Origin of the sequence: Paramagnetospirillum magneticum AMB-1 (assembly GCF_000009985.1) — a bacterium.
In the GTDB taxonomy this organism is placed as follows: Bacteria; Pseudomonadota; Alphaproteobacteria; order Rhodospirillales; family Magnetospirillaceae; genus Phaeospirillum; species Phaeospirillum magneticum.
Map to the genome: position 1 here is coordinate 2931094 of NC_007626.1, position 13928 is coordinate 2945021.

Annotated in this window: 13 protein-coding genes; 6 read left to right on the top strand and 7 right to left on the bottom strand. The window is 65.1% G+C overall.

Annotated features, from left to right (window positions below; genetic code table 11):
* Nucleotides 1–112: 112 nt before the first annotated feature.
* A complete protein-coding gene (locus AMB_RS13810; protein ID WP_043744572.1) occupies nucleotides 113–3784 on the top strand; it encodes a vitamin B12-dependent ribonucleotide reductase in 3672 nt (1223 codons plus the stop codon).
* 180 nt (nucleotides 3785–3964) lie between these two features.
* Here AMB_RS13810 and AMB_RS13815 read toward each other — a convergent pair whose 3' ends face one another.
* Both AMB_RS13815 and AMB_RS13820 read right to left on the bottom strand, forming a co-directional pair.
* Nucleotides 3965–4147, bottom strand: a complete 183-nt coding sequence (locus tag AMB_RS13815; protein WP_011385126.1) for a hypothetical protein — start codon at nucleotides 4145–4147, stop codon at nucleotides 3965–3967.
* A gap of 111 nt (nucleotides 4148–4258) precedes the next feature.
* On the bottom strand, nucleotides 4259–5017 hold the full coding sequence (locus AMB_RS13820) for a hypothetical protein (RefSeq protein WP_148207411.1): 759 nt from the start codon (nucleotides 5015–5017) through the stop codon (nucleotides 4259–4261).
* Nucleotides 5018–5173: 156 nt separating this feature from the next.
* Here AMB_RS13820 and AMB_RS13825 point away from each other — a divergent pair, with 156 nt between their 5' ends.
* Nucleotides 5174–5635, top strand: a complete 462-nt coding sequence (locus AMB_RS13825; protein ID WP_231848846.1) for a TlpA disulfide reductase family protein — start codon at nucleotides 5174–5176, stop codon at nucleotides 5633–5635.
* 186 nt (nucleotides 5636–5821) lie between these two features.
* Here the strand turns inward: AMB_RS13825 and AMB_RS13830 are convergent, their stop codons facing one another.
* A complete protein-coding gene (locus AMB_RS13830; protein ID WP_043744575.1) occupies nucleotides 5822–6049 on the bottom strand; it encodes a DUF1127 domain-containing protein in 228 nt (75 codons plus the stop codon).
* A gap of 277 nt (nucleotides 6050–6326) precedes the next feature.
* Here AMB_RS13830 and AMB_RS13835 point away from each other — a divergent pair, with 277 nt between their 5' ends.
* Complete coding sequence (locus AMB_RS13835; protein WP_011385130.1) at nucleotides 6327–6794, top strand: RidA family protein; 468 nt, start codon at nucleotides 6327–6329, stop codon at nucleotides 6792–6794.
* Between the two features lie 8 nt (nucleotides 6795–6802).
* Here AMB_RS13835 and AMB_RS13840 read toward each other — a convergent pair whose 3' ends face one another.
* Nucleotides 6803–7936, bottom strand: a complete 1134-nt coding sequence (locus AMB_RS13840; RefSeq protein WP_231848847.1) for a GGDEF domain-containing protein — start codon at nucleotides 7934–7936, stop codon at nucleotides 6803–6805.
* A gap of 290 nt (nucleotides 7937–8226) precedes the next feature.
* Between AMB_RS13840 and paaI the strand changes: the two genes are divergently transcribed.
* Genes paaI through paaK form a run of 3 tightly spaced genes read left to right on the top strand, consistent with a single transcriptional unit; the run spans nucleotide 8227 to nucleotide 11273 of the window.
* Nucleotides 8227–8682: a hydroxyphenylacetyl-CoA thioesterase PaaI gene (paaI, locus tag AMB_RS13845; RefSeq protein WP_011385132.1), complete on the top strand. Its 456-nt coding sequence runs from the start codon at nucleotides 8227–8229 to the stop codon at nucleotides 8680–8682.
* Nucleotides 8683–9885, top strand: a complete 1203-nt coding sequence (gene pcaF / locus AMB_RS13850; protein WP_011385133.1) for a 3-oxoadipyl-CoA thiolase — start codon at nucleotides 8683–8685, stop codon at nucleotides 9883–9885.
* 59 nt (nucleotides 9886–9944) lie between these two features.
* Nucleotides 9945–11273, top strand: a complete 1329-nt coding sequence (gene paaK / locus AMB_RS13855; RefSeq protein ID WP_011385134.1) for a phenylacetate--CoA ligase PaaK — start codon at nucleotides 9945–9947, stop codon at nucleotides 11271–11273.
* A 78-nt stretch (nucleotides 11274–11351) separates the two neighbouring features.
* Here paaK and AMB_RS13860 read toward each other — a convergent pair whose 3' ends face one another.
* From AMB_RS13860 to AMB_RS13870, 3 genes are all read right to left on the bottom strand, one after another.
* Nucleotides 11352–12044, bottom strand: a complete 693-nt coding sequence (locus AMB_RS13860) for an MgtC/SapB family protein (protein ID WP_043744579.1) — start codon at nucleotides 12042–12044, stop codon at nucleotides 11352–11354.
* Nucleotides 12045–12191: 147 nt separating this feature from the next.
* Entirely contained in the window at nucleotides 12192–13172 is a 981-nt protein-coding gene (gene bioB, locus AMB_RS13865; RefSeq protein ID WP_011385136.1) for a biotin synthase BioB, read from the bottom strand.
* Between the two features lie 190 nt (nucleotides 13173–13362).
* Nucleotides 13363–13869: an AraC family transcriptional regulator gene (locus tag AMB_RS13870; protein ID WP_043744583.1), complete on the bottom strand. Its 507-nt coding sequence runs from the start codon at nucleotides 13867–13869 to the stop codon at nucleotides 13363–13365.
* Between the last annotated feature and the right edge of the window lie 59 nt (nucleotides 13870–13928).

Sequence of the window (13928 nt, forward strand, 5' to 3'; positions counted from 1 at the left end):
CACTAGATATTGTGGGCGACACGGGAATTGGGGGGATGCGCCCGCAATGGAGCGCCGACCACTGTTCTTGTGTCCGTTTCGGCAGGATCGTCCAGGGAGCAGAGGGGCTAAAATGCGCGTCCAGCGTCACTACACCAAGTCCGGCGAAACCGCCTATGATGGAATCCAGTTCCGCAAGGCGACCAGCGAGATCCGCAACCCTGACGGTTCGGTGGTGTTCTCCGCCGCCGATATCGAGGTCCCCGCCGACTGGTCGCAGGTGGCCTGCGACGTCCTGGCCCAAAAGTACTTCCGCAAGGCCGGCGTGCCCGCCAAGCTGAAGCGCGTCGCCGAGAAGGGCGTGCCCGATTGGCTGTGCCGCCACGAGCCCGATTCCGAGGCGCTGTCCAAGCTGCCTGAGAAAGAGCGTATCGTCGGCGAGAAGAGCGCCAAGCAGGTGTTCGACCGTCTGGCCGGCACCTGGACCTATTGGGGCTGGAAGGGCGGCTATTTCAACGCCGAGGACGACGCCCTGGCCTTCCGCGACGAGATGGCCTGCATGCTGGCCCGCCAGATGGGCGCCCCCAACTCGCCGCAATGGTTCAATACCGGCCTGCACTGGGCCTATGGCATCGACGGCCCCGGCCAGGGCCATTCCTATGTGGACTTCAAGACCGGCAAGCTGGTCCGCTCCAAGTCCGCCTACGAGCACCCCCAGCCCCATGCCTGCTTCATCCAGTCCATCGAGGATGACCTGGTGAACGAGGGCGGCATCATGGACCTGTGGGTGCGCGAGGCCCGCCTGTTCAAGTACGGCTCGGGCACCGGCACCAACTTCTCCCGCCTGCGGGGCGAGGGCGAGAAGCTGTCGGGCGGCGGCCGTTCGTCGGGCCTGATGAGCTTCCTCAAGATCGGCGACCGCGCCGCCGGCGCCATCAAGTCGGGCGGCACCACCCGGCGCGCCGCCAAGATGGTGGTGGTCGACGTGGACCATCCCGACATCGAGAAGTTCATCTCCTGGAAGGTGCGCGAAGAGCAGAAGGTGGCCGCCCTGGTGGCCGGCTCGCGCCTCGCCGCCCGTCACCTGACCGAAGTGATGGCCGCCTGCCGCGAGTGGGACGGCCAGGACGGCGAAGCCCGCTTCGACCCCAAGATCAACACCCGCCTCAAGAAGGCCATCATCGCCGGCCGCAAGTCGGAGATTCCGGAAAACTACATCCAGCGCGTCATCCAGTTCGCGCGCCAGGGCTATACCCAGATCGATTTCCCGGTGCTGGACACCGACTGGGATTCCGAGGCCTATCTCACCGTCTCGGGCCAGAACTCCAACAATTCGGTGCGCGTCGACAACGGCTTCCTCAATGCCGTCCTGCACGATGCCGACTGGAACCTGAAGCACCGCAATTCGGCCAAGGCCGCCAAGACCCTGAAGGCCCGCGACCTGTGGGAGCAGATCGGCGAAGCCGCCTGGGCCTGCGCCGATCCGGGCATCCAGTTCGATACCACCATCAACGAGTGGCACACCTGCCCGGAATCGGGGCGCATCAACGCCTCGAATCCCTGCTCGGAATACATGTTCCTGGACGACACCGCCTGCAATCTGGCGTCGCTCAACCTGCTGTGCTTCAGGAACGAGGATGGCTCGTTCGACGTGGACGGCTTCCGCCACGCCTGCCGGCTGTGGACCATGGTGCTGGAAATCTCGGTGCTGATGGCCCAGTTCCCCTCGCCCAAGATCGCCGAACTGTCCTATGAGTTCCGCACCCTGGGCCTCGGCTACGCCAATGTGGGCGGCCTGCTGATGGCGTCGGGCATTCCCTATGACAGCGACAAGGGCCGGGCGCTGACCGGGGCGATCACCGCCCTGATGACCGGCGAAGCCTATGCCACCTCGGCCGACATGGCCGAGGAGCTGGGGGCCTTCGAGGGCTTCGAGAAGAACCGCGCCGCCATGATGCGGGTCATCCGCAACCACCGCCGCGCCGCCCACGGCATGGGCACCGGCTTTGAAGGCCTGTCGGTCACTCCGGTGCCGCTGGACGCCGCCAATTGCCCCGACGCCCCCCTGCTGGCCGCGTCCCGCCAGGCGTGGGACGAGGCGCTGGCCAAGGGCGAGAAGCACGGCTTCCGCAACGCCCAGGCCACCGTGGTCGCCCCCACCGGCACCATCGGCCTGGTGATGGATTGCGACACCACCGGCATCGAGCCCGACTTCGCCCTGGTGAAGTTCAAGAAGCTGGCCGGCGGCGGCTATTTCAAGATCATCAACCGCATGGTCCCCGAGGCTCTGCGCACCCTGGGCTACAACGAGGGCGACATCGCCGAGATCATCCGCTACGCGGTCGGTCACGGGTCGCTGCGCGGCGCGCCCCATGTCAACCATGACACGCTGAAGGCCAAGGGCTTCGACGACGCCATGCTGGACAAGATCGAGAGCCAGCTGGAAAGCGCCTTCGACATCAAGTTCGTGTTCAACAAGTACGGCATCGGCGAGCAGTTCTGCACCGAGACCCTGGGGATTCCCAAGGACAAGCTGGACGACTACACCTTCGACATGCTGGCCTGGCTGGGCTTCACGCGTGAGCAGATCGACGCCGCCAACACCTACGTCACCGGCGCCATGACCCTGGAAGGCGCGCCCTTCCTCAAGGACGAGCACCTGCCCGTCTTCGATTGCGCCTCGCCTTGCGGCCGCGTCGGCAAGCGCTACCTGTCGGTGGACAGCCATATCCGCATGATGGCCGCCGCCCAGCCCTTCATCTCGGGCGCCATCTCCAAGACCATCAACATGGCTAACAACGCCACGGTCGAGGATTGCAAGAACGCCTACATGCTGTCCTGGCGCCTGGGGATCAAGGCCAACGCGCTCTATCGCGACGGCTCCAAGCTCAGCCAGCCGCTGCAGGCCTCCCTGCTGGAGGATGCCGGCGAACTGGCCGACGAGTTGGCCGATGCCTCGGCCACCAGCCGCACCGAGATCGTCGCCGAGCGCATGGTCGAGCGGATGATCCAGCAGGTGCAGGCGCGGCGCAAGCTGCCCGACCGCCGCAAGGGCTACATCCAGAAGGCCATCGTCGGCGGTCACAAGGTCTATCTCCACACCGGCGAGTACGAAGACGGCAAGCTGGGCGAGATCTTCATCGACATGCACAAGGAAGGCGCCGCCTTCCGGGCCATGATGAACAACTTCGCCATCGCCATCTCGGTGGGCCTGCAGTATGGCGTGCCCCTGGAGGAGTTCGTGGAGGCTTTCACCTTCACCCGCTTCGAGCCCTCGGGCATGGTGGAAGGCAACGACACCATCAAGATGTCGTCCTCGATCCTGGACTACATCTTCCGCGAGCTGGCCATTTCCTACCTGGGCCGCAACGACCTGGCCCATGTAGAGCCCGCCGACCTCACCCCCGACACGGTGGGCCGCGGGGCTCAGGAAGGCCTGCCGGAGGGCGCCGTCGCCGCCGCCGCCGCCCAGCAATTGGCGGTGGTCGAGAAGGTGGCGTCGCGCGGTTATGTGCGCTCGTCCAACCTGCTGTTCATGACCCGCTCCAGCGGCCCGACCTCGGTGTCGGCCGATATCTCGGGCGGTTCCATGCAGATCGCGGCCGCCGCCCAATCGGCGGTCAGCGTGGCGGTGAACGCCGAAGCCCTGATCCAGGAATTCGACGCCCGCGCCGAACAGATCCGCACGGCGCGCATGAAGGGCTATGAAGGCGATGCCTGCCCCGAATGCGGCAACTTCACCCTGGTGCGCAACGGCACCTGCCTGAAGTGCGACACCTGCGGCGGCACCACCGGCTGCTCGTAACCAGACAGAGGCGCGGACCCGAACTTAATCTCCTCGGTCCGCGCAACGAAGGGCTGGCTCTCCCCCCGGGGGGCCAGCCCTAATTCTTTGGAAAGGCGTTTCTGCCTCTCCCACCCCCCCCAAAAAAACGACCCCAGTCCGGCGGGCTGGGGTCAAATACGGGAGGGACTCGAACAACCCTCAGGCGGCCTGCCGTCGGGCGTGACGCTCGGCGATGGGCGCCAATAAGCCGGCCATGCCGGGGTAAAGCTTCATCAGGCGCCGGGCTTCCACCTCGGCTCCGTCGCCATCAACGGCCTGCCCCTTGGCCTCGGCATCCAGGTGAGACAGCAGGACGGCAACGTCGTCCCAGCAAAATGTCATGGCCCCCCTCCCGCTCCCAATTTAACCTGATCATATTATCATCAGACAAAGCGGGAGGAGTCCTACGACTCGTATCAATTTTCCATAATTTATGACGAAAGTTGGTGAGGCCTAGTGCATACCCTTTTCGGCGCCTGTGCGGGCAATGATCTCTGCCACCAGCTTGCCGTTTTTGCCCAACCAGTCGTCGAACTCTGCCACCAGTTCCGGCGCACCAACCGAGGACAGGCGATAGCTGTCGACCACATGCGGAAGGTTGGGGGCAAAGGCCAACCCCCCAGCCATCCCCGGAATGGAATCGGCCGTGTTGAGGGCCACCGCCACATTTCCATAGGCGCCATCGATGCGTCGCGTCTGCACCTGCCGCAATAATTGCTCGAAGGATGAGTTTTCCTTGAGTTCCACAGCGCCGGATTTAAGCCGCTCCCCCCAGGCAAAGGGGGTGAAGCCGGCGATGGTCCCCAGACTATGGATCCCCTCGACCCCCATGGCCGAGACCTCGGCGCGGACGATGGTGCCATCGATATAGTTAATAACCGGCTTTGAGAAGACCGGACTGCGCCCCTGGCGCAGGGCCGGTGCCCAATCCGGCGAATCGGGGAATTTGAGATCGATGCCGCCACGCCCCAATTCGGCATAGAGCCGCTTGACCGGCAAGGCCTGGAAGGTCAGGCGATGCCCCTTGGCCACGGCAAAGGCGTCAAGGATTTCCCGGGCCGCCCCCTGGAAATGCCCATCGCGGACACCGTAGACCGGGGAATAGTCAATGGCCTCGACCCCGATCACCAGATCGCGGGCAAGCGTGGGCGAGCCGGCCAGGCAGACCAGAGCCGCCGCTACGATACCGCTCTTCATCGGTCCCAAGACCATGCACACTTCTCCGCCATTGCCGGAGGGAATTGAACCATGTCGCCTCACCGTGATCAACCGTGACAAAACGTTACGCCGTTGACCGTTGTCAACACCATGTCAAAGCGACGACAATAGAATTCGGCAGCGTATCGGAATGATCGGGGAGAGAATTTGGTGAAACGGATCGTCGCAGCGGTGCTGCTGATGCTGGTCGCGGCCATGCCAGCCCAGGCCGATCCCCGTCCCTTTTCCCGAGGCTCGTGGCAAAGCCTTCTGCAGGCCCATGCCGGACGGCCGGTGGCGGTTCACTTCTGGTCGTTGACCTGTGCCCCTTGCCTGGTGGAATTGCCGCAATGGCGCGACACGGCTAAGGCCTCGGGCTTGGATGTGGTCCTGGTCTCCACCGATCCGCCCGAGGACTGGCCCAAGGTTGAGCGTACCCTGAAACGGGCTGGTCTGGACAAGGTAGAGAGCTGGGCCTTCGCCGATTCGTTCGTCGAAAAGCTGCGCTTCGAAATCGACCGCAACTGGGCGGGCGAGTTGCCCATGACCGTGCTGGTCTCGGCCACGGGCACCAGCGAATCCCGCACCGGAGCCGTCCGCCGCCAGGACGTGGAGTCCTGGCTGGGCCACTGACCGTGGCTACTGGAAACCCCCGCTTCGCGGCGGGCACCCGCCCTGACCCGTTCGGAGGCACAGCCTCCGAACCTCCAGTTTCTATTGATCTCAATGGATTAATAAACTGAAGGGTTCGGGAAGCTGTGCTTCCCGATTAGGGGATCGGGGGCAAAAGCCCCCGAAGTGGAGTCGGTCCGCCGCCTGCTAGCGCCGCCAGCCGGCCACGAAGCTGTCGACGTCACTGACGCCGATATCCTTCAGTTCGCGATGATCCAGTTCCACCAGTTCATCCCGCAGCCGCGCCCGCTCCATGTGGCGGGCCAGCGGAGCGATGATCCGGCTGTCCACCAGTTCGGCGATCAGGCCGAGAACGGAGCGGCCATCGGACACCGGGGCGGGAGCACAAGGCTGGACAGTGGGGGAAAGGGACATGGGACACCTGCTCTTGAATGACTTCAGGGAGCATATGGAATTATTGTGCGGCGCAACAATCCCCATAATTGCATGGGCCCATGACTCCGACGCAGGCATGGATGACAGATGGGTCACCAGGGGCCCGTGTGGTGTTTCTGAATTTGTATGATTACGCGAGCTTCAGAATCACCACACTATTCAATTGGTTAGTGGCCTGCCTATCCCCGAAATTCATGGTATGAATTTCGGGGGCAGAACACTAGGCTGTCCCTTCAGCAACAGCCGGGAGCGGAGAATGAGCGGCCCCATCAGCCAACGCCTGAAGCAATTGGGCATCGAACTGCCCACCCCGCCCGCGGCGGTGGCCAATTACGTCCCCTTCGTGATCAGCGGCAATCTGCTGTTCGTCTCCGGGCAATTGCCCCTGGAGAACGGCAAGCTGGCCGTGACCGGCAAGCTGGGTGACGGCGTCACGGTCGAGGACGGCATCCGGGCGGCGCGGCTTTGCGCCATCAATCTGCTGGCCCAGGCCCGCGCCGGTGCCGGAGGGGACCTGGAGCGCATCCGCCGTCTGGTCAGGCTGACCGCCTTTGTGGCGTCGGCCCCCTCGTTCACCGATCAGCCCAAGGTGATCAACGGCGCCTCCGACCTGATGGTCGAGGTGTTGGGCGAGGCCGGTCGCCACGCCCGGGTCGCGGTGGGCGCGCCGGCCCTGCCGCTGGATGCGTCGGTGGAGATCGAGGGAATTTTCGAGCTGGCCTGAGCGGCCGTTCAGGCCAGGGCCTGAGAGACGGTCTCTCCCAGTACCAGGTCACCACAGCCGATCACCCGGTCCTTGCCCGATTGCTTGGCGGCATACATGCGGTGATCGGCACGCTCCACCAGCTCGTTCCAACTCTCGATGCCGTCGGTCAGCCGTTCGGCCACGCCGATGGAGGCGGTCAGCGGCCGCCCGTCGGGGCGGATGCCAAGACCGGCCGAGCGCAGCCGGGCGATGGCGATGGCCGCGCCGGCGGGGTCGGTGTTGGGCATCACGGCGATGAATTCCTCGCCCCCCCAGCGAATCAGGATGTCGCCCCGGCGCAGCACCTTGCGCAGCGAGGCCGAGGCGATCCGCAGGGCGTTGTCGCCTTCCTCGTGTCCGTACTTGTCGTTGATGGACTTGAAGTTGTCCAGATCGACGAAAGCCAGCGACAGCGGGATCTTCGAGCGCGCGGCGGTGACGAATTGCTGGACCAGCATCTCCTCGCCCACCCGGCGGTTATAGGCCCGGGTCAAGCCGTCATGGGACGACTGATCCACCAGCTGGCTCATGAAGTGCAGTTGGCTCATGCCCGACAGCGTCGCCACCATGGCCAGCAGCAGCAGCAGCCACTGGGCCCCCAGATGGGAGGCGAACGGCAGCAGCTGATAGCCCAGAACTCCGGTCAGAAAATAGGCCACGACCAGCGGCAGCCCCAGCAGAGCCCCTTCCAGCGCGGTAATGGGGAAGACCGACAGACCGGCCACCATGACGAACGGCAGGAAGGCGTAGCCGGCGGCAATCACCTGCTGCGCCGGGTCATTGATGGCGAATTGCGCCAGCAACGGATGGCTGATCAGGAAGAACACCGTGGGAATGGTCAGCAGCCACACCAGCCCCCAGCGGGCCACCGCCACACTGTCCGAACCGCGGAAGGACAGAGCCAGCAACACGAAGGCAATGGAGGCCATCACGCGCAGTGCCGCCAGGTACATGGCCAGCGTCGTCTCGAAAATAACCAGGTCGACGGGGATCCACAGCGGCGTCAGCACGGCAAAGGTCAATGCCACCAGCCGGACGCGCGACAGAATCAGAAGAGAACGACGACGCTGCACAAAGGCCGACTGGCGGGTGGGCAGAAACAGGTCGAAGATCTCCGACATCGTCATTCCAGAGAAGACGACGGCGAGAACCTTCTTTATGACGGCTTTCAAAACAAGCACCCGCTGCTTCCTTATGCCCTTCCACGGACCTTGGCTGACGGTAATGCGGGACTGGAATCGTTGCAAGGGAAACTACTCCCTTGGGGTATGACCACCCGGTTTGTATGTACATGCTTTAGATTGAGCCGCGACGCCAAATCCGCGCCGGACCATCTGTCGATTGACGGACCCCCGTCTAATTCGGTATTACGATACCAAATTGGGCATTAGACCCCTGGGAGTGAAACACGATGCCCCAAAGGGCAAGCGACGAGACCCAACGCCAGGCGCTGGCCGAACGCGTCGGCGCCGCCATCGGCGAGCGCGATACCGCGTCCCGGTTGCTGGGCACCGTGCTCGACGCCATCCGTCCCGGCTATGCCCGCATGTCCCTGACCGTCAGCGACCAGATGCTGAACGGCGTCGGCATCGGCCACGGCGGCATCACCTATACCCTGGCCGACACCGCCTTCGCCTATGCCTGCAATTCCTACAACCGGCCGGCGGTCGCCCTGTCTTGCACCATCACCTATCCGGCGGCGGCCCGGCTGGGCGATCGGTTGACCGCCGAATGCCGCGAAGTGCACCGCAAGGGGCGCAACGGCACCTATGACTGCACCGTCACCAATCAGAGCGGCGAGGTGGTCGCCCTGTTCCGCGGCCAGTGCCGCATTCTCGAAGGCCATATCGTCGAAGGAAGCCCATAGATGACCGAAGCGCTGATCTGCGACTACACCCGCACCCCCATCGGCCGCTATGCGGGCAGCCTGGCCGGCGTGCGCACCGACGATCTGGCCGCCCACCCCATCAAGGCCCTGATGGCCCGCCATGCCGGCCTGGACTGGAGCCGGGTGGACGAGGTGGCCTATGGCTGCGCCAACCAGGCGGGCGAGGACAACCGCAACGTAGCCCGCATGGCCCTGCTGCTGGCCGGACTGCCCCATTCCATCGGCGGCACCACCCTGAACCGCCTGTGCGGCTCGGGCATGGACGCGGTGGGCTACGCTGCCCGGGCCGTCATGACCGGCGAGGCCGAGCTGATGATCGCCGGCGGCGTGGAAAGCATGAGCCGCGCCCCCTTCGTCATGAACAAGGCCGACAGCGCCTTTTCCCGCGATGCCCGCCTCTACGACACCACCATCGGCTGGCGCTTCGTCAATGCCCTGATGGAGAAAGCCTACGGCACCGATTCCATGCCGGAAACCGCCGAGAACGTGGCCGAGCAGTTCAACATCTCGCGCGAGGATCAGGACGCCTTCGCGGCCCGCTCCCAGGCCAAGGCCTCGGCGGCGCAGAAGAACGGCCGCTTCGCCCAGGAAATCTCGCCGGTCACCCTGCCGGCCCGCAAGGGCGATCCCGTGGTGGTGAGCCATGACGAGCACCCGCGCGAGACCACCGTCGAAGCCCTGGCCAAGCTGAAGGCGCCCTTCCGCGCCGGCGGCTCCATCACCGCGGGCAACGCATCGGGCGTCAATGACGGCGCCGCGGCCCTGCTGATCGCCTCGCCCGCCGCCGCCAAGGCCCACGGCCTCACCCCCATCGCCCGCATCCTGGGCATGGCCACCGCCGGGGTCGAGCCGCGCATCATGGGCATCGGCCCGGTGCCGGCCACCCAAAAGCTGCTGGCCCGTCTGGGCCTGACCATGGCCGATCTCGACGTCATGGAGTTCAACGAGGCCTTCGCCGCCCAGGCCCTGGCCTGTACCCGCCAGCTGGGTCTGGCCGATGACGACCAGCGGGTCAACCCCAACGGCGGCGCCATCGCGCTGGGTCATCCGCTGGGCATGAGCGGCGCCCGCATCGTCGGCACCGCCGCCCTGCAACTGGCCCAGACCGGCGGCCGCCGGGCGCTGTCCACCATGTGCATCGGCGTCGGCCAAGGCATCGCCATGGCCATTGAGAGAGTTTAACCTGTAACTGTCCTGGCGGAGACCCCGACAGAGGGTCCCGCCGCTTCGGGAGGATGTTTATGTCTAAGACCGCGCATCGCCGGGTTCCGCCGGCGAAAGACCTGCTCGACCCCATCGAGATCGCCAGCCGCGACCAGATCACCGCTTTGCAGACCGAGCGCATGAAATGGTCCCTGACCCATGCCTACAACAATGTCGAGCACTACCGGAACAAGTGCCGGGAAAAGGGCGTCCACCCCGACGACTTCAAGGAATTGAAGGATCTGGCCAAGTTCCCCTTCACCACCAAGTCCGATCTGCGCGACACCTATCCCTTCGGCATGTTCGCCGTGCCCATGGATGAGGTGGTCCGCGTCCACGCCAGTTCGGGCACCACCGGCAAGCCCACCGTGGTCGGCTATACCCAGAACGACATCGACATGTGGGCGAACGTGATGGCGCGGTCCATCCGCGCCGCCGGCGGGCGCCGCTCGGACAAGTGCCACGTCTCCTACGGCTATGGCCTGTTCACCGGCGGACTGGGCGCCCATTACGGCGCCGAACGCCTGGGCTGCACCGTCATCCCCATGTCGGGCGGCCAGACGGAAAAGCAGATCCAGCTGATCATGGACTTCAAGCCCGAGATCATCATGGTCACCCCCAGCTACATGCTGGCCATCGCCGATGAGATGGACCGCCAGGGCATCGACACCAAGACCTGTCCGCTGCAGGTGGGCATTTTCGGCGCCGAGCCCTGGACCGGAGCCATGCGCGAGGAAATCGAGGTCCGCATGGGCATCGAGGCGGTGGACATCTACGGCCTGTCGGAAGTGATCGGCCCCGGCGTCGCCTGCGAATGCGTCGAGACCAAGGATGGCCTGCATCTGTGGGAAGACCACTTCTATCCCGAGATCATCGATCCCCATACGGGCGAGGTCCTGCCCGACGGCTCCATGGGCGAGCTGGTGTTCACCAGCCTGACCAAGGAGGCACTGCCCATCATCCGCTACCGCACCCGCGACCTCACCCAGCTTCTGCCGGGCACGGCGCGCAGCATGCGGCGCATGGGCAAGATTACCGGCCGCTCGGACGACATGCTGATCATCCGCGGCGTCAACGTCTTCCCGACCCAGATCGAGGAACTGATCCTCAAGGATTACCGCCTCGCCCCCCATTACCAGTTGGAAGTCACCCGCGACGGCCATCTGGATTCAGTGGCGGTCAATGTGGAGGTGCGGGCCGACCAGCCCTATGACGACAGCGCCCTGGAGGCCGCGTCCAAGGACCTGCAGCACCACATCAAGTCCTATATCGGCATCAGCACCAAGGTGAACGTCCTGGCGCCCAACTCCATCGAGCGCTCCATGGGCAAGGCCCGGCGCGTCATCGACAAGCGGCCCAAGGCGTAAAGGCTCCCTCCCCAACCCTATTCCCCCTCCCCCGGCTTTGCTGGGGGAGGGTCGGGGTGGGGGCCCGTCGGTCTCCAATCAATCCCCGGTGGGCGAGACCCGGAACTCCAGCACGTCGGCCAGCCCGCGCAATCCTTCCACCAGCCGTTCGACGTTGTCGCGGTCGGCGGTGCGGATCACCATTTTGTATTCGAACACGTCGCCGCCCTCGCACAGGCGGTAACTCATGTTGGAGATGGTGAAGCCGTGGCCTTGGATCAGGCCGCGCAATTCACCCTCGGGCATGGCCCTGTCGCGGGCAAAGCGCAGCAGGTGGTGGGCGTAGAACTGCGACGGCATGCGGTATTCCACCATGCGGAACAGCGCCAGGGTCGCCACCGTCACTCCCGTAGCCAGCAACGCCGGATAGTAGAACCCGATCCCGAACAGAATTCCCAAGGCGGCGGTCATCCAGATGGAGGCGGCGGTGGTCAGGCCACGCACCGTCAGCCCTTCCTTGAAGATCACCCCAGCCCCCAGGAAGCCGATGCCGGTCATGATGCCCTGGGCCATGCGGGTGGGATCGGTGCGCACCGTCTCCAGGGGCACCACGCCCAGCCATTCCCATTGGTAGACGGTCACCAGCATCAGCAAGGCGGAGGCGACGCAGACCAGGGCGTGGGTGCGAAATCCGGCGGGACGGCCGTGAAAGCTGCGCTCCGCCCCCACCAGGCTGCCGGCGGCCCAGGCGCTGCCCAGATGGAGAGCGATTTCCAGATGCTGCGGGTTCATCCGTCCCTCCATGACCATGATGGAGAGCGAATTGTTACACTTTTATGACAGCCGATAAATCAGCCAAAAGCGATATCGGTTGGATGTCGAAACGCCATCTCCGTAAATCGGGAAGGCGGGCGGAAGCCTGCGCCTCCGCCCCGTTCGTCACATGGGCTGAAGGCCCAGCTTGCCGAACAGGCTCTTGTCCTTGCCCGGCGCGGCGTTCTTGGCGGTCAGCAGCTTCTGGCCGCAGAATACCGAATTGGCGCCGGCCAGGAAGCACAGGGCCTGCATCTCCTCGGTCATGCCTTCGCGGCCCGCCGACAGGCGGACGAAGGATTTCGGCATGGTGATGCGCGCCACGGCGATGGTGCGGATGAAGTCGAAGGAATCGGGACGCTCGGCATCGGCCAGCGGCGTGCCCTGGATGGGGATCAGCAGGTTGATCGGCACGCTGTCGGGGTGCTTGGGCATGTTGGCCAGGGTCTGGATCATGCGGGCCCGGTCGGTACGGGTCTCGCCCAGGCCGACGATACCGCCCGAACAGACATGCAGCCCGGCGTCGCGCACCACGTCCAGGGTATCCAGGCGATCCTGGAAGGTCCGGGTGGTGATGACCTCGGAATAGTGCTCGGGGCTGGTGTCGATGTTGTGGTTGTAATAGTCCAGGCCCGCTTCCTTCAGGCGCTGGGCCTGCCACTTGTCCAGCAGGCCAAAGGTGGCGCAGGTTTCCATGCCCAGCGCCTTGACCCCCTCGATCATGGCCACCGCCACCTCGAAATCGTCACCCTTGGGGCCGCGCCAGGCGGCGCCCATGCAAAAGCGCGAGGCGCCCTCCTCCTTGGCCTGACGGGCGGATTCGACCACCTCCTCCACGGCCAGGAGCTTTTCTTTTTCCAGGCCCGTGGCGTAATGGGCGCTTTGGGGGCAATAGGAGCAATCCTCGGGGCACGAGCCGGTCTTGATGGAGATCAGCCGCGACACCTGGACGCGGTTGGCGTCGAAATGGGCGCGGTGGACCTTCTGGGCCTCGAACATCAGATCGTTGAAGGGAAGCGCGAACAGCGCCTCGATCTCCTCGGCGCTCCAGTCGTGCCGGAGTTCGCCGTCATTCGCCGCTGTCGCCAAAGCTGCCTGAGCCGTCACCGCATTGTCCTCGTTTGATGCCTCGCGGGGGCCGCAATGTAGTCCTCCCCATGCGCCCTTTGCAACAGGAGCGAAAACCCGTCCAGGTCATCCTGCGCCAGACAGGGCGCAGATTCATGTTTGCCCCTCGCCGGGCGGGTGCCTGCGGCACCCTTGGCCGCGGCCTCAATGGCCGCTGGAGCGACCTGCGTCAGACCTGGGGCTGGTTGCTCGGGCGCAGCGGGAGAAAGATATCAACCACCGCCTCGTGCTCGGGCACATCGGGAAAGAACGCCACCCGCTGGAGAAAGGGCGGATCACCGCGCAATTCCTCGCCGCTGTCGGGCAGCCACTGGCCGTAGAGGCAGGCGAAGGCCGCCCCCAGCGCGTCGTCCGGACCCACATGGCGCAGGACGGCGCAGCGCCCGCCGGCCAGAAGCCCCGCCACCACCCCGGAGCCGTCCTCGGTCACCGCCCGGTCGGTGGCGACGCACAGATCCAGGCGGAAATCCCCGGGCGCCCCCTGGTCCGGGGCACCATGCAAGATATTGAAGGTGGCGTGAGTGCGCGGCGGCAGGCCATGGGCCTTGCGCCAGTCGATGAAGCGGCGGATGGTTTCGCCGATCCGGGCGGGATCGCCGCGATGGGTCATCACCGCCACCCGGGTCTCGGGAAACTGGACGATACGGACCGATTCGGGTGATGGGGTGTGGGACATGGGCCTATTCCTCTGCCGGGCCACCATAGCGCCATCCGGCCTCCGGCGCCCGGCGGAAT